This window comes from Nostoc sp., assembly GCF_036917455.1.
Lineage (GTDB): Bacteria > Cyanobacteriota > Cyanobacteriia > Cyanobacteriales > Nostocaceae > Nostoc.
This window is the reverse complement of sequence record NZ_JBALDK010000237.1, coordinates 1-15,344: the sequence shown is the minus strand read 5'-3', so window position 1 is coordinate 15,344 and position 15,344 is coordinate 1. Positions and strand designations below refer to the sequence as shown.

Annotated in this window: 16 protein-coding genes; 6 read left to right on the top strand and 10 right to left on the bottom strand. The window is 39.9% G+C overall.

The window, feature by feature from the left end; all coding sequences use genetic code 11:
* Window positions 1-359, top strand: a 359-nt coding sequence (locus tag V7K42_RS26650) for an ATP-binding cassette domain-containing protein (RefSeq protein WP_334920415.1), incomplete at its 5' end; no start/stop codon positions are given.
* Window positions 360-627: 268 nt separating this feature from the next.
* Window positions 628-1,326 carry an urea ABC transporter ATP-binding subunit UrtE gene (gene urtE / locus V7K42_RS26640; RefSeq protein ID WP_334920413.1) on the top strand — a complete coding sequence of 233 codons (699 nt, stop codon included), beginning with the start codon at window positions 628-630 and terminating at the stop codon, window positions 1,324-1,326.
* On the opposite strand, the gene V7K42_RS26635 is transcribed toward urtE, so the two are convergent.
* Both V7K42_RS26635 and V7K42_RS26630 read right to left on the bottom strand, forming a co-directional pair.
* A complete protein-coding gene (locus V7K42_RS26635) occupies window positions 1,289-2,017 on the bottom strand; it encodes a hypothetical protein (protein ID WP_334920411.1) in 729 nt (242 codons plus the stop codon). The genes urtE and V7K42_RS26635 overlap by 38 nt on opposite strands.
* Before the next feature lie 105 nt (window positions 2,018-2,122).
* Complete coding sequence (locus V7K42_RS26630) at window positions 2,123-2,905, bottom strand: ABC transporter permease (RefSeq protein WP_334920409.1); 783 nt, start codon at window positions 2,903-2,905, stop codon at window positions 2,123-2,125.
* Between the two features lie 149 nt (window positions 2,906-3,054).
* Between V7K42_RS26630 and V7K42_RS26625 the strand changes: the two genes are divergently transcribed.
* Window positions 3,055-3,666 (top strand): DedA family protein, encoded by a 612-nt coding sequence (locus V7K42_RS26625; RefSeq protein ID WP_334920407.1) that lies wholly within the window; start codon window positions 3,055-3,057, stop codon window positions 3,664-3,666.
* 117 nt (window positions 3,667-3,783) lie between these two features.
* Window positions 3,784-4,314 (top strand): hypothetical protein, encoded by a 531-nt coding sequence (locus V7K42_RS26620; protein WP_334920405.1) that lies wholly within the window; start codon window positions 3,784-3,786, stop codon window positions 4,312-4,314.
* Here the strand turns inward: V7K42_RS26620 and V7K42_RS26615 are convergent.
* Window positions 4,311-4,868, bottom strand: coding sequence for a hypothetical protein (locus V7K42_RS26615; RefSeq protein ID WP_334920403.1), 558 nt, complete (start codon window positions 4,866-4,868; stop codon window positions 4,311-4,313). The genes V7K42_RS26620 and V7K42_RS26615 overlap by 4 nt on opposite strands.
* Before the next feature lie 131 nt (window positions 4,869-4,999).
* Here V7K42_RS26615 and V7K42_RS26610 point away from each other — a divergent pair, with 131 nt between their 5' ends.
* Window positions 5,000-5,590 (top strand): thioredoxin family protein, encoded by a 591-nt coding sequence (locus V7K42_RS26610; RefSeq protein WP_334920401.1) that lies wholly within the window; start codon window positions 5,000-5,002, stop codon window positions 5,588-5,590.
* Between the two features lie 52 nt (window positions 5,591-5,642).
* Here V7K42_RS26610 and V7K42_RS26605 read toward each other — a convergent pair whose 3' ends face one another.
* From V7K42_RS26605 to V7K42_RS26595, 3 genes are all read right to left on the bottom strand, one after another.
* A complete protein-coding gene (locus V7K42_RS26605) occupies window positions 5,643-6,854 on the bottom strand; it encodes a sensor domain-containing diguanylate cyclase (RefSeq protein WP_334920399.1) in 1,212 nt (403 codons plus the stop codon).
* Window positions 6,855-7,444: 590 nt separating this feature from the next.
* On the bottom strand, window positions 7,445-7,570 hold the full coding sequence (locus tag V7K42_RS26600; protein ID WP_334920397.1) for a hypothetical protein: 126 nt from the start codon (window positions 7,568-7,570) through the stop codon (window positions 7,445-7,447).
* Between the two features lie 251 nt (window positions 7,571-7,821).
* The gene (locus tag V7K42_RS26595; RefSeq protein WP_334920395.1) at window positions 7,822-8,052 is read right to left on the bottom strand and encodes a DUF6737 family protein; all 231 of its coding nucleotides are present in this window, start codon (window positions 8,050-8,052) and stop codon (window positions 7,822-7,824) included.
* 606 nt (window positions 8,053-8,658) lie between these two features.
* Between V7K42_RS26595 and cobO the strand changes: the two genes are divergently transcribed.
* Window positions 8,659-9,336, top strand: a complete 678-nt coding sequence (gene cobO / locus V7K42_RS26590; protein WP_334920393.1) for a cob(I)yrinic acid a,c-diamide adenosyltransferase — start codon at window positions 8,659-8,661, stop codon at window positions 9,334-9,336.
* Window positions 9,337-9,344: 8 nt separating this feature from the next.
* Here cobO and V7K42_RS26585 read toward each other — a convergent pair whose 3' ends face one another.
* The 4 genes from V7K42_RS26585 to V7K42_RS26570 form a co-directional block, all read right to left on the bottom strand.
* Window positions 9,345-10,049, bottom strand: coding sequence for a hypothetical protein (locus tag V7K42_RS26585; protein ID WP_334920391.1), 705 nt, complete (start codon window positions 10,047-10,049; stop codon window positions 9,345-9,347).
* A gap of 598 nt (window positions 10,050-10,647) precedes the next feature.
* Window positions 10,648-11,631 (bottom strand): RNA polymerase sigma factor, RpoD/SigA family, encoded by a 984-nt coding sequence (locus V7K42_RS26580; protein WP_334920390.1) that lies wholly within the window; start codon window positions 11,629-11,631, stop codon window positions 10,648-10,650.
* Window positions 11,632-12,300: 669 nt separating this feature from the next.
* Window positions 12,301-14,031, bottom strand: coding sequence for an ATP-binding protein (locus tag V7K42_RS26575; protein ID WP_334920417.1), 1,731 nt, complete (start codon window positions 14,029-14,031; stop codon window positions 12,301-12,303).
* Window positions 14,032-14,156: 125 nt separating this feature from the next.
* On the bottom strand, window positions 14,157-14,951 hold the full coding sequence (locus tag V7K42_RS26570; protein WP_334920388.1) for a glutathione S-transferase family protein: 795 nt from the start codon (window positions 14,949-14,951) through the stop codon (window positions 14,157-14,159).
* Window positions 14,952-15,344: the final 393 nt, after the last annotated feature.

Below are 15,344 nucleotides of genomic sequence, written 5' to 3'. Positions count from 1 at the left end.
GATTGTTAGAAACGATTGGTTTAACTCCCAAAGCTGACATTAGAGCAGGTTTGCTTTCTCACGGCGAAAAGCAACGTTTAGAAATTGGGATGTTAGTAGCACAGTCTCCTGACTTATTACTCGTTGATGAACCAGTTGCAGGTTTAACAGATGAAGAAACCTATAACATCGGTGAATTACTTTTAGCACTAGCGCAAAATCATTCTATTTTAGTAATTGAACATGACATGGAATTTGTGCGGCAAATTGCTAAAAAAGTAACAGTATTACATGAAGGTTCAGTGCTGTGCGAAGGAAATTTTGAAGAAGTGCAAAATGACTCTCGTGTTATTGAAGTATATTTGGGAAAACAGGAATAATAAAAATCTTCCCAGATTGCTATTTTCCTGAATTTCTGGTGGCATCTCGACTAGTTATCCATCCACCAACTCATAGCGCGTGTCTGTACCATCGTCATAGGTAAGATACTCTTCAAAGGTCAGCCGTTTTTGGGTTTTCGTCATTTGCTTTACCTTCTTACCTTAGACAGACTATCACATAATCATATTGAGGTTATTGGACAAAAGCATAACAAATAAATCTTTCTTTTTGCCTCTGCGTTAAATTTTAATATCTACATAATCTATAATGCTAAAAATCTCTAACCTTGACGTTTACTACGGCGAAAGCCACATTCTCCGCAATGTGGATTTGAGCGTACCATCTGGGCAAATGGTTTGCCTGATTGGACGCAATGGTGTAGGCAAATCGACACTACTCAAAACAATTATGGGTTTACTCAAACCCCGTAGCGGTACTATTAACTTAGCTGGAGAATTAATCAACTCCAAATCTCCCGACCAAAGGGCGAAGTTAGGAATTGGTTATGTCCCCCAAGGGCGAGAAATTATCCCTCGATTGACAGTTAAAGAAAATCTGCTGCTGGGGTTAGAAGCTAGAAAGAAAGCAGTTAAAAAAGCAGAAATTCCAGAGGAAGTTTTTAGCTTATTCCCGGTGTTAAAAACCATGCTTTCGCGGATGGGTGGCGATTTGAGTGGGGGACAGCAGCAACAATTAGCGATCGCCCGTGCTTTAATGGGAGAACCTCAATTACTTGTCTTAGATGAACCCACTGAAGGTATTCAACCCTCCATCATCCTCGAAATTGAAGCCGCAGTCCGTCGCATCGTCGAAACCACAGGTATTTCGGTTTTATTGGTAGAGCAACATTTGCACTTTGTCCGTCAGGCTGATTATTATTACGCCATGCAAAAAGGCGGTATTGTCGCCTCCGGTTCTACCGCCGAACTCAGCCAAGATGTGATTCAACGCTTTTTAGCTGTTTAAATTCTGATATTTCTATATCAGTAGTATCTGAAGCAATCAAATCTGCTGCTTCTTGTAAAAGCTGATGTTGTTCCTTTTGAATTGCTTCTAAACGATGAGAAATTTCTGTTAATCGTTGTTGTTTATTTGGTTGAAAATTTTCAGGTAGTAAAGCTGGTAGATTATCAGCCTTATTAGCACCTGTGATTTGTTGAACAGTAAAAATCCCAATTTTAGTTAAAGATAGAAAGCTAACTTGAATCAAAGCCTGAAGTAGTTTTAACGGAACTTGGAGTATTGACCAACTAGCTGTTTCAATTAAGCGGACAATTGCTCTGATGATGCTCCAAAGTAGAGCAAGTGCAAACAGCAGAATTATTACACTAATAATTGGATGATTAGCTCCCCAACCTAGTATTTGAACTAACCGAAAAAATATTGGGTGTTGTGTCAGCCAATCACTTGCAGAAGATGCCATTGCATCTTTAACTGCTCCTGATGTTGTATTTTTAAATTGCTCTGCTGTTTGCCAAGTTTGCTCTAAGCTAGTTGTAACTGTATCAGTTGTTGTAGTTGCTGTTGTCTTCAAAGACTCTCCAACTTGCTGTGCTGAATTACTTAGAGAGTTAACGCTTCCGCCTACAAAATCTTTTACATTTTGCAAGCGTTGTAAAACTCCATTGGGCAAATGTATGTCTATTTGGGATTCCATAAAATGTTATAAATCCAAATCATCTTGACTTACTAGTTGCAATTGTTCTTCTCTAACTTTTTTGAGTACTTAATGGATGAAAATTTGATTATTTTTCATCTCTCTTTAACTCGAAGCACTAGTATAAAACCGCAACGCAAACCGCCAAAACCAAGTAGAAGCGAAAAACAACGCTAGTGATAATATTGCCGCACCTATCAACCAGCTAATTTCACTCCGACCCAACAGCGCTTGGGCTGGTACTGTAGTTAAAAAAGCTACTGGCATCACAAAGGTGAAGAAAAAGCGGTAAGCAGTGGGATATGCAGCAATAGGATATCGTCCAGCTTCCAATAAACCACGCAACACTTCAGTAGCATTGTATACTTTTACGAACCAGATACTCGTCGCTCCCAGCATAAACCACAGGCTGTATAAAATCACGAAACTGAACAACAACGGCACTATACCAAGTAGATAGCCGTTTATTCCTACACCAAGGCGTTTACCTGCATAGCCAATAATAATACAACCAAAAACTATATCCGGTAGTCCCCAAGGTGAAAGGGTATGAGTGGAAAGCCAAAACTGACTGCGGATAGGTTTTAACAATATAAAGTCTAAAGTGCCTTCTTGGACATGGCGGACAATGCGATTCAAGTTCGACGCTAGAAAAGTTGCAGAAAATCCCTGTAGTAAGGTAAAAATTCCTAGAACTATTAAAGCTGCTTCCCATGTCCAGCCACTAAAAGTATAGCCAGTGCGATAAAACAAGAATAGTCCAAAAAGGCTGCCAACAAGATTTCCCAAGCTGCTGAGGGTAGTTATGAAAAAGTTAACACGATACTCCAACTCAGCTGCGATCGCAGCACCCCAAAATAATCTTAGTACTTTCAAATATCTTCCCATTTTGCACCAATAACCCAAAATGTGCTATCTGTCACTATATTTCTAAAGATTACACAAGAACTTTACGTAATTTTAATATTACTTTTTATTCAGGAAAATTGCTGAACGTTAAGATATTTTAGGCTTATTGTTTAACGGTAAAAAATTTTATGCATTTAAATTTACCAGACCTAATTACAAAAATTGGCTACTTTGGGGTATGGGCAATTGTCTTTGCAGAATCTGGCTTGCTAATTGGTTTTTTTCTGCCGGGAGATAGTTTATTATTTACTGCTGGATTCCTCGCATCTGTTCCAGAACCCGTATTTAACATTTGGGTTCTGATTTTTGGTTCTTTTGTTTGTGCAGTCCTTGGTGATAATGTTGGCTACACTACAGGATACAGATTTGGCAGAAAGTTATTTCAGAAAGAAGATTCATGGTTGTTTCATAAAAAACACCTGGTAAAAACCCAGAATTTTTATGACAAGCATGGCAAAAAAACTCTAGTTTTGGCGAGGTTTACACCGATTATTCGCACTTTTGCGCCGATTGTAGCTGGGATTGGTGCAATGCATTATCGGACATTTCTTTCTTACAACTTAATTGGTGGCTTTCTTTGGACATTCGGCATCACTATCTTAGGATTTTTCTTAGGAAAATCTCTGCCACCTGAACAGGTAGATAAGTATTTGTTACCAATTATTGGATTAATTATAGTTATTTCTTTACTGCCATCAATTATTCATGTAATCCAAGAAAATAGAGCCAAGAAAAGTTAAAGTATTTTTCGTAATTTATGGAGATTATTAATTGTGTTAGCGCAGCCTCTCGTCGAGAGCGTCATTTTTAATTTTGAATTTGGAGCGTTCGCCCTAGGCATCTCGCAAAGAAGCGGCGTGACTTCCTTAAACACCAATCTCTATCTATTAGTAGAAAATTCCCTCTTTTTTCTAATTGCCACACTTTTTATTATGGTTGTGAACTGGGGGTGGAAACAGACAAAGCCCTATACTCTCCCTTTACCATTTCCCAGTTGGTATAAAGTTTGGTTTGGCTCAGTGCAACTGCTAGGAGGATTACTACCATTAGTAGTCATGCTATTGTGGGGTGTATGGTGGGGTGATCGCAGTGTGTTAACTGTACTTGGTTGGTATTTTATCGTATTAGGGTTGCAAATCATCTCTGAGACAGTAACACTCAGGCAGTTGCAAAATGTAGTGTGGGTGATGGTTCCTTATATATACTTGCCTTACCGCTTCTGGCAGTTATATGAGGGTTTGACACTTTTGGATTCCAAAAGCGAGTTGGTATGGGTACGATATTTATTGATTTTTGAATTAGTACTGTGGATTGTTAACTACGCCATAGATGTATCTCAATTGCCACGGCTGTTTCGCTGGGAAGTAGAATCAAATGACGTTAGTTAGGGATTAATCGCAGAATTAGCCATTTTTATTAAAGAAGTGCGATCGCCTGCTTTCAATCCAATAACATATTGCACACCTTGTTGTCTCCAAGTCAAGGTAGCATCTGAGCAACCAGCACCACAAGTAAAATCTACAAAATAGCCAGTGAATCCCTTAGCTAGGGATACACGTTTCCCAGTCAGACCGGGTGTTTTGCGGGTTACGGCTTCAGCCGTAACCACACCCAAACGACAGGCAGAGGCCCCATAACAATCGGGACTGAAAGCCAGTAAAATCTCGTAGTTTTTTTGCGTAGCAGTTTCTATATTTGCATAAATTGGATTTTCCCCATCCGACTCAGGAATAAACTTCGGCAATAAAATCTTAATTTGAGTCTTTTGCTTTAATTTGGGCAGGATAGATTTAAAAACTGGGTGTGGCTGGGTTTTACTCTGCTGTGCTATAAGTTGGGACTGATTGTTTATATTGGCTATGGCTGAATTGTGAAAGCTGCTAACACTGACTAATAAAAATACGCCACACACAGCACTAATATTTCTGAAGCTTAAAATCATCTTTGAAAACCTTTTTTATCTAAAGTCCTTATTTGTAATACCCATTTTGAGTAGTAAATTACGTTTTAAAGAGCGCTTGGAGTCAGCTAGACTAAAGAAGAAATTACTTAATAAGTTTTAATAATTCTGTTATGAGTACTGATTCACCTGTTAATTCCCCAGATAAGCCTGAATCTCCATTCGGGAAGCGTTTGAGAAACTTCTTAATTGTAATGGTAGCGATCGCTCTTAGCGTTGCCCTCGTCTTAGGATTGCGAACTGAAACAACCTCGGCAACCCTAGCCAAGTTAAGCGATTCGTCTACACCGCTAGAAGTAGCTGTTAGCAACGGCAAACCGTCTCTAGTAGAGTTTTATGCTGATTGGTGTACTGTCTGTCAGAAAATGGCACCAGATATCATTCAATTGGAAACAGAGTATGCTGACAAGATGAATTTTGTCATGCTGAATGTGGATAATACCAAGTGGCTACCAGAGATGTTGAAATATCGGGTAGATGGGATTCCCCATTTTGTATTTTTGAGTCAGCAAGGAGAAACCATCGCCCAAGCGATCGGCGATCAGCCCCGCACAATTATGGCTAGCAATTTAGAGGCTTTGGTTACAGGTTCGTCTCTGCCTTATGCTCAAGCTAGCGGCAAAGTTTCCAAATTTTCTGCCCCAGTAGCACCAACGACTAATCAAGACGATCCCCGCAGTCATGGTAGTCAAGTAGTGAATTAGTAAATTTTATAAGATGTTTTGCGTAAGTCCTAACAATTCCCAATTCCCAATCTTAAACAACAGATTGCCGCTTGAGACGCTTATGAGCGTACATTAATTCGTCAGACTTAGCGATTAATTGTTCTAGTGACATATTGCTTTCTGGTGAGTAACGCTCTATCCCCATACTCATCGAAAGTTCATAGCTACGGTTTTGCTGTTGATTAAAGTTGGCAATATTTGCTTGTAGATACTCTTGAATGCTATCTGCATCCTTAAAGTAGCTGGAGATGAAAACAATGAACTCATCTCCACCTAAGCGAGCAACAACATCCGAGTTCCGAAAACTTTGCTTGAGTAATTGACCAGCATCAATAATCAAGGCATCTCCTATCTCATGACCAAGGGTATCGTTAACCTGTTTTAACCCATCTAAATCAATGAAAATAACCCAGCACAACAATCTCATCCGGTGAGCAATTTTTAACTGTTGTTCAGCCATCACGAAGAAACCACGTCGATTATGCAAACCTGTTAGATCGTCGGTCAGCGATAACTGCCTTCCTTCTATCTCTGATTGTTTGCGGTTGCGAACTTCCTGAATGAGTTCCATCTGAGCGATCGCTTGCCGACTTAGGCGGCGCAGTGCATCTAACTGCTGGTAACTTAGCTGACGAGGAACGGTATCCATGACACATAACGTTCCGACAGATAAACCATTGGGTGTAACTAGTGGCGCACCAGCATAAAAACAAATTTTGGAATTACCTCTGACTAGAGGATTGTTAACAAAGCGATCGTCCTTCATGGCGTTGGGAATTATTAATATATCCTCTGGTTGCAGAATGGTATGAGAGCAAAAAGCCGACTCTCTAGATGTTTCCCTAACTTTTAGTCCAATCTTAGATTTAAACCATTGGCGATCGGCATCTACTAAACTAATTAAAGCAATTGGAGTCTTACAAATATAGGTAGCCAGAGCGGTTAGGTCATCAAATGCTTGTTCGGGTAGGGTATCCAAAATATTGTAGCCCGCCAATGCTTTGAGCCTTTCTGCTTCATTTTCAGGTAGAGGAACAGTTTGGGTTTTCACAGATGAATGTCTGAGCCTTAGCCAGAAAAGTTTGGTACGCTGGAGATTTTGCAATAACCGCAAGGTTAACTTTCCAGCATCAAGGCTGTGTAATATAAACATCTCTGCAACAAAAATCAACATTCGGTTGAATATACAGAAATATTGTATTGCATGATGTTCTTCATGCCTTTGGTTTGCTCTATTGTTCATATCACCCTAACTTTCACTGTGCAAATTCCCTGAGTATGTAGATGCTTACAAGGTCTTGTGCCCAAAGCCAGTTTAAAAATGATCGAGATCGACTAAAAATTATCAAAACTTATTATACTGTCAGTGTTCCTATAAAAGATTGATATTTTTAATACCACCAATTTGTATAGACGCAAAGAAGTTTCGAGGGTTGAAAAAGAGGCAAGGGAGCAAGGTGAATAAGAATGGAGATTCAACCCTATCAGTTGCGCTCAATCCCGCAGGCTACGAAAACCACTCAGCATAAGTGGGGGACTCAAACACTCAAACATAAGTTCCCCCCGGGAGCAATGCGATTTTGTGAGGTGAGTAAGCAGGGGAGGCAGAGGAGGCAGGGGAGGCAGGGGGAGAGAAATAATTTAAGTATACTTTTTAGCTTTTTAGCAGCAAAATATACTAAATATTTTCTTGCTCCCCTGCCTCCCCTGCTCCCCCTGCTCATTAGACGATGATCTCACTTTTTCGCGTTGCTCCCGTTCCCCCCTTCATGCAATGGCATCCCCGCCGATTTTTTGATCTAAGCCTTGTCAGTTATTGTGCGTCGGGAGGGCTTAGGAAAAGGAGACAAAATCATTCTCGCCAATCAAGCTAGAATTGATGGCAGTTAAAGTAGCTAACATCTGATTTGTGGAAGTAATCCGAATAGAAGTATTATTACCACTTGCAGAGATAGTCAAAGCTCCATAAGTCAAATCACCAAATAAACGAAACTATTAATAATTCGTTCAAAATAGGGCGAAATCATCCCATGATTCAGCAACGCCAATATTCTTAATAAAAATGATAATCGTGTGTGGATACTCAGTCTAAATGAAATCCTGTCTGAGAGGATGTTTGAAAAGTCCTCTAACTTTGCTGCTAAATCTCTCAACACAGTGGAATAATTTTCTCTGCCTGGAGGAATTTATATTAATATATCAGGCTCGAATTAGTCTTTATACGACTCCAAAATCCCACTGCGAATCATTAGTTGTGGCCAAAACAACACAAAAAATCCCATCCATGTCACTACAGGGATAGAAACAAGAACTGTTAGCCAGATAGTTTTAAATAGCAACCAGCTACCAGTAATTAGTGTTACACCCGTCAAAACTATAGACCAGGGCTGACACCACCAAGGTTTGTAATTCCAAGGACTTATAGGCTTTTGTTCAGACATTAATTTTATTTAATAAAACTCCAAATTCCCCTTTAACCATTTTTAGGGTAAACGATCTACTTGGCTTTAAAAGTTGAATGCGATCGCTATCAATATTATCAAGGTTTTGGTAATATTCGTGAGAAATATATATAACAGTGCTGATTTACAGTCAGGTTGAAGGTTATCAGACTGCTGGTTAATTGATTATTGGTCTAACCTCGATTCCTAAAACCCTGGTTTTGCGTTGTTTTCCCACTCTGCAATAAATTGCGGGCTAATCGGCTTTGTTCTTCAAAATGGTTGGTAAATGGTTGGTAATTAGCTGTTGAAGGTGAGGCGTTCAACCACTTGCGATTGGAATACACTGGTAAAGTGCTTTAATGAACATATTAAATTATTTAAAATAGTAATATTAAATTCAAATTATAAGTTCAGCTTTTATATCATATAGTTTTACATACTTGTCTGCAAATCATGTAAAAAGAGCTAACACAGGAGAGGAAAAATATTTTTCTATAAAACCTTACTGGACGTATTCAATTATGTGATTTAGCTAGAATCAAATTGTAAATACAATTTTGATTCATTGGCAAAAGTTTTAACAATTATTTCTAGAAGAAGTTGATGAAAAACGATACACCACAAGAATTAAACCAAGACCAAGAAATTGGACGCTTGATTGATGAGGTAATGTCTTCATCTCTGACTGATGAACAGTACCGTAAGAAGATGGAGCGACGCAAAGAAGTACAAGACAAGCGCATAGCAGAAGCTATACCCGAAAAAGGATTAATTATTGTAAATACTGGTAATGGCAAAGGTAAAACTACTGCGGCTTTAGGGATGGTGTTACGATCGCTAGGTCACGGGTATAAAGTAGCGATCGTTCAATTCATCAAGGGAAGTTGGGAACCTTCAGAAAAAAGGGCTTTCAGCTATTGGGAAGACCAAATAGAATTTCATGCAATGGGCGAAGGCTTCACTTGGGAAACTCAAGACCGCGATCGCGATCTTGACAAGGCTAGCGCTGCCTGGGAAAAATCATTAGAATATATTCGCAACCCAGACTTTCAACTGGTGTTATTAGACGAAATCAATATCGCCCTCAAAATGGCTTACTTACCATTGGAGGACGTTTTGGCGGGTTTGGCACAAAAACCAGCTAACAAACACGTTATTCTCACAGGCAGAGGCGCACCGGCTGGTTTAATTGAGCGTGCTGACCTCGTAACCGAAATGACTCTAGTTAAGCACCCTTTCCGCGATCAAGGTGTTAAAGCGCAACCAGGAATTGAGTATTAACTTAAAGATTATTTACACATTTGCAACGTGCGGCGATCGCTAGCTGTGATGGAATTTAATTGATAAAAGTCTTGCAGAGCCACTGAGTAAGGATAACTGCTGAACTCATCTTCACCGACTTGAGGCAGTTTATTGTTTGCAGCTACCTGATTTGATTGAACAGAATTGGCTTCATTTGATGAACTATTAACCGTCATCGCCAACTCTCCTGATTGGCTAAGTGTACCCTGAAAACAATTAAACTCTGAATGAGGCATATACAACGCACCAGTTATCTTGTCCTGCTGCTTTTGAAATATAATGTAACCTTGACCAAGTTGGTTTGATTTTGGGGATTGGCCATAGAGATAAACCCCATCTTTTACAGGAAAATTCACTTTTGGTAAAACTTCTGCGCCTGTAGCTCCCTGAGAATCTGGAACCAGTGCTGTGGTTGTAGGGACTGTTTTTCCGCTCTTATGCATAAAAACCCCTCTCTCTCCAGCCGCCGCTCTCTGCTGACTTCTTTCTTCTCTAACTCTTCTTAATTGAGACAAAAGGGAGTTTTCGGAGATTTTGGTTTTCTGAATCTGAGCCGATGATAATGGAGAATCTGTAATCGGTACAACTTGAGTCTGCTTGCCTATAAAGCCCAAACCGAGAAGTAAGCCTAAGCCCGCTAGGGAAATTCCCCACTGGCGGGGAGATAAGAACTGATAAAGGTTGTTAAGCACCCTACTTCTCCTGTTAAAAAATCAACTAAGTTTTTTAGAACTTACTTAAACTATAACCAAGTCTTAATTGTCAAAGACTTAGTTCACGACTTATATTACTATTGTCCAAAAAAGAAAACTGTCAAAAACTAAAGTTTTTATTTTATCTAGCTCAACAATCTTAGATTACCACCAGTTAGAGTCAGTGAGCGATCGTGACAAATGATGGCTCTGTAGTCAGGGCTGAAACCTTTACTACAGAGCTATTTAATTAAATTAATATTGCTTAATATAACTTAATTTATTCTTAATACAATAGATTCATTCCATTGGGTGAGGTTAATCAGAAATAAAATCTTCTCAATCAACATCAATTGTGTCACATCTTGTTTTTTACTTTTTAATGAATAAAAATACTACAGGAATCATATTTAATTTTTGAAAAAATATAAGTATTTTTAGGGTGTGTTAGACGGAACGTAGTAACCGCACCCTACTTAAGATTTCAAAAATCAAATACTAGTCCTAATATTTTTTATGCCGATCGGCATAAAAAATCGCCCCCTGAATTTAGGAGGCGCATCAAGCTTTAGAGACGCGGGATTTCGCATCTCTATATTTAACTAGCAATGTATTCTTGGACATTGGCGCGACGGCGACGCAGATGAGCTAAAGCCTGATGCTCTAGCTGGCGCACGCGTTCGCGGCTGAGATTCAATCTCTCACCCACTTTCGCCAATGACATTTCATTACCATCTTCTAAACCAAAGCGTAGAGCTAAAACTTCTCGCTGTTGCGGGGTTAGTTCTGCTAGTAGGTTGTTCAAGTCTTGGCGTAAGAATTCCTGGTTGGTGTAATACTCTGGTGATGGGCCGCCATCTTCGAGCATTTCTTGCAACTCAGTATCCTGATTATCGCCAACTTTAACATCTAAAGATACTGGTTGACGCGCCATGTTCAGATACTCGCGAATCTGAACAGGTTCTAGTTCCAGTTCTTTAGCAATTTCGGCTGGAGTAGGCGATCGCCCCAAGGTTTGAGCTAACTCACGCTGTACTTTCTTGATTTTGTTCAGTTTTTCGGTAATGTGGATGGGTAAGCGAATAGTACGTCCTTGTTGTGCGATCGCGCGGGTAATAGCTTGGCGAATCCACCAGTAAGCGTAAGTCGAGAACTTATAACCCCTCATTGGGTCAAATTTCTCTACACCTCGCTCTAATCCTAGTGTTCCTTCCTGAATTAAATCCAGAAATTCCATGTTCCGCTTTTGGTATTTTTTCGCAATAGCAACGACCAAGCGCAAATTCGCTTCGATCATTTTTTGCTTTGCTCGCTTACCTTGGGCTACAGTTTGCTGTACTTCAGTTTCTGATAATTGAACCACGTCAGCCCACTCTGACATATCCGGTTCGCGTTGCAGTTTCTTCGCCAAAACCTCTTTGGCATCAATGAGCGTCATCATTTGTTGAACCTGCTTCCCATACACAATCTCTTGTTCGCGGGTTAGCAGTGGTACACGACCAATTTCTCGCAGATAGGTTCGCACCATATCAGCCGTGAATCTGGTGTTGAGGTTTTCCGTTTGGGTATTGACAGTAGGCATTGGTGCGTCGTCCTCTAAACCGTAAATATACTGTATGTTTTCTTACTAAAATGGATGGATAAAGGTAGTAAATCTATCATGAAATATCGGGAGCTACTAAAAGTAATTATCAATTGATATAGACTTTCTTAAGACGGTAAACTCCAAGATAAGTTCCCCTATCTTGCCTAAATTTTTTAATCTCTTATAAGCACACTGGTTGTTTTTGAGAATTCTTATTTTAGGCAGTCAATCACAGCAATTAAAGAATCCGAAGTCGGTATGAGTTCTACTTAGCTTTATCCTACGATAAATCAGGCAGATAGTAAAGTATCTTAAGATAAAGCTTTCAATTGTAATTCAAAATTGGCCATTTGTAAAAATTTTTCAGCTTCCTTGAAATTACTTACTATATCTATAGTGACCCCAAAAACCCCTCTTCTGTTGCCAAAAATTAGCCGGATAACCGAACTTAATTTGCTGGGAAAATGGAGGGTTGTTACGAATTGGTCATTTGTTATTGGTCATTTGTCATTAGTCACTTGTACTGAGCGACTTGTGCCGAGTGGAGCCGAGGTAAGTCGTTGGTGCAATCTCTGTCTCCGACACGCTGTTCGCGTTCTTAGAGAAGTATTGGTAATTTGCAAAGAGCAACTGGCAAAGCACAAAGGACAACTGACAAATGACAATCTAAAATCCCAAATCAGCTTTGGCGAGTTCAGCCGCAGCGAATACTTCTGCGTCAGGTTTTTCTTCCCAGGCTGGCTCACCAATTTCTTGGTAAAAAGTTGCGTCGTAGGGACGGGTACGTACTACTACCGGCATGGGAACGGCATGACCCAAAATTAAGGCTTGTTGCTTAGAGTCTAACTTTGCCAATACCGATCGCAGTCCGCTACCACCAGATACACCCGTAAAAATAGCGTCAATGTCTTTTTCGTCATTAAGCAAAGCGGTAATCCGAGTTCCAATCTGGGACATAACCTCATTATCAATGCCTGATGGACGTTGATCGACTACCAAAAGAGTGACAAAATACTTTCGCAGTTCGCGGGCAATAGTTCCAAAGATAGTGCTTTGTACTACTCCTGGGTCAAGGAAACGGTGCGCCTCTTCAATGGTAATCATCAACGGCGTGGGGCGATCGCTGGGATTTTTGCTTTGCAGAAATTTATCTGCTTTTTTGACGTAATGCTCGTGGATACGTCGGGTGATCATATTCGTCACCAACATATAAGAGAGCATATTAGACTGGGAACCAAATTCTATCACAACATTCTTCCCAGCTTCCAGACATTGCACAATTTTACTAATATAATTTTGCGGGCAAACCGCTCGCATATACTTCAAGCTATCCATCCGCAAGAGTTTGCGCTGCAATGCCATAATCGAGCCTTTGTGTCCGCGCTTCTCGTCGCAGAACATCTCGATTTCTTCGTTAGTCATGTTCAGCAGTTGGACAATCCAAGACTTGCCAAACTCACTATATAGAATATTGGCGTTATCTAAGGCTGCGTCCGAAAGTCCTAAATCTCGACTACATAACTTAATATCTTCAACTTCAATTTGCTCGTAACTCAAATAAAGTTCTTGAGCATCACGCACACCCCGGCGCTTTGTCGATTCCGGGTCAAGGGTATAAACTTCTACTTTACTCGGGAAAAGTTGCTTCAATCCCTTAACTGTATTAACGTTCTTCCCTTCTGCAACGGCTTCCCAGCCATACTCAGAGTGCATATCAAAAATTAAATTTACTGCCGCACTTTTACGGATAACACCAGCTAGAAGTAACCGTGTCAGAAAAGATTTACCAGTACCAGATTTCCCAAAAACCCCATTACTCCGTTCCACGAAGCGGTTTAAATCGATACAAACGGGCACATCCATATCCAAGGGTTTCCCGATGGAAAAATTACGCCTTTGGGGGTCATCTTCCCAACCAAATACCCGGCGAAAATCGTCAACACTTGCTTCGTAAACTTGACTAAAGTGGCTAGGAATAGTTTTAACAGGTAACAATTCCATCGTCGTGCTGGTTTGTGGCACAAATGAAGCCAAACCCGTCACCGATGGGATAAAGGGATTTGCCGATTTGCCATTTGTTGGGGAAAAAGATTCTTCAGTTTCGGGAGTGAACATCAACATCGGCGCGAGGTTGATAGTACCATAAGTACCACTTCCGGCTAAAACATCTCGTAAAAAAGTGTCTTCCCAATTGGGCGGATTAGCAATAATTCGGGCATTAGCTGCTCCTAATGCCACATCTGTCAGCATACAAAAAAAGCGCGATCGCATCCCTTGCACAACAAGAAACTTTCCAACCCGCATATCTTCCACAGAAATGTCAGGATGCAATCGTACTTCTAAACCTTCAGTTAGAGAACCTTGAATGACCGAACCTAATGGCTGTCCCGAATTCATCTGATTAGTCATTTGTCATTTGTCATTTGTCATTGGTCATTGGTCATTGGTTATTGGTCATTGGTCATTTGTCATTCTCCACCCTGTGCCCCATATCCAATGCCCCATGCCCAATGCCCAATTATCTAATCAATCTGAATCGAAGTTGGCGCACCTCCTGCGGCTGAGGTGCTACTGATTAATGGTTTACGGAATTGAGCGTAAATGCGATCGCGCCAGGTAAAGAATGGTTCATAATTTATATTCTCTGAAAAGATTGGCAATCCTTTTCCTCTAATAGAAGCTGGTAAATCCAGATAGGGGCCAGGGGGGAACTTGAGCAATATCGATAAGCCCGCTACTGACAAGTCAGCTAAAGTCGGCTCATCTCCAGTTAAATAAGGACTATCTGCCAATAATAAGGTTAGCGCTTCCAAGTCTTGTTTTAAAGATGCGATCGCTGATTGGATTACATCTGGACTATAACCTACCCCAAAACCCAACACTGTCAGTAAGTCAGTGGGTACTCCTCCAACTAGACTTTTAAATATATCTGGTGTTGAGGTCGGTAATAAAGACTTGCGGAAATTTTGATCTTGACTTATGGCTGCAAATAGTGCTTTTCGACCTTTGATGCCTATAGATTCATCCGCCCATTCTTCAATCAATAAAGTTAAACCCCGTTTTTTGGGATCTTGGGGTATTATCGGGCGATCGGGATACTCTAAGTCTAAATACTTAGCTATTTCCGTAGAATCCGCAATATATTTATTCCGATCCTTTAACACGGGCACTTGTTTCTGACCAGTCAGCCGGAACAGTTCTACTTGTCCAATTCCAGGCGTAACCTCTATTTTGCGGTAATCTAGTCCTTTAAAATCTAGAATTAGGCGCACTTTCTCTGAGTATTGAGATAGTTCCCATTGGTATAATTCCAGCATGTTGTATACCTTATAACTGGTCAATTTCTTAAACTTTACAATTGTATCTTTAGTTAAAGTAATTTTTCTTTACATTAGCTGCTTTTTGTCTACCTAATTGAGATTATGATTGAACTTATGCTTGATTCTCAGCAAAGTTATGGATTTAAAAGGGATTATTTTCTGTATAAAACATCAAATAATCAAATAATTTAATTAAAGATACATAAAAAAACCTAACTGCCCAGTTGTAACTCTTCAGTAGTTACTTTTATTTCCGTTAGTGTAAAATTACCTTAATACATCTAAGTAATTAATTTCTGTATCACTTACAGAATAAGCAATATCTCTGAATTAACCATTGATGATTCCGCAAAAATACAGAAATTAATTACTTAGATGTATTAAGGTAAT

What these genes read in the sequence shown, in the direction of transcription:
- urtE (WP_334920413.1), top strand. Translation starts at nt 628, where the DNA reads ATGCTAAAAATCTCTAACCTTGACGTTTACTACGGCGAAAGCCACATT.
- V7K42_RS26635 (WP_334920411.1), bottom strand. Translation starts at nt 2,017, where the DNA reads ATGGAATCCCAAATAGACATACATTTGCCCAATGGAGTTTTACAACGC.
- V7K42_RS26630 (WP_334920409.1), bottom strand. Translation starts at nt 2,905, where the DNA reads ATGGGAAGATATTTGAAAGTACTAAGATTATTTTGGGGTGCTGCGATC.
- V7K42_RS26625 (WP_334920407.1), top strand. Translation starts at nt 3,055, where the DNA reads ATGCATTTAAATTTACCAGACCTAATTACAAAAATTGGCTACTTTGGG.
- V7K42_RS26615 (WP_334920403.1), bottom strand. Translation starts at nt 4,868, where the DNA reads ATGATTTTAAGCTTCAGAAATATTAGTGCTGTGTGTGGCGTATTTTTA.
- V7K42_RS26610 (WP_334920401.1), top strand. Translation starts at nt 5,000, where the DNA reads ATGAGTACTGATTCACCTGTTAATTCCCCAGATAAGCCTGAATCTCCA.
- V7K42_RS26605 (WP_334920399.1), bottom strand. Translation starts at nt 6,854, where the DNA reads ATGAACAATAGAGCAAACCAAAGGCATGAAGAACATCATGCAATACAA.
- V7K42_RS26595 (WP_334920395.1), bottom strand. Translation starts at nt 8,052, where the DNA reads ATGTCTGAACAAAAGCCTATAAGTCCTTGGAATTACAAACCTTGGTGG.
- cobO (WP_334920393.1), top strand. Translation starts at nt 8,659, where the DNA reads ATGAAAAACGATACACCACAAGAATTAAACCAAGACCAAGAAATTGGA.
- V7K42_RS26580 (WP_334920390.1), bottom strand. Translation starts at nt 11,631, where the DNA reads ATGCCTACTGTCAATACCCAAACGGAAAACCTCAACACCAGATTCACG.
- V7K42_RS26575 (WP_334920417.1), bottom strand. Translation starts at nt 14,031, where the DNA reads ATGAATTCGGGACAGCCATTAGGTTCGGTCATTCAAGGTTCTCTAACT.
- V7K42_RS26570 (WP_334920388.1), bottom strand. Translation starts at nt 14,951, where the DNA reads ATGCTGGAATTATACCAATGGGAACTATCTCAATACTCAGAGAAAGTG.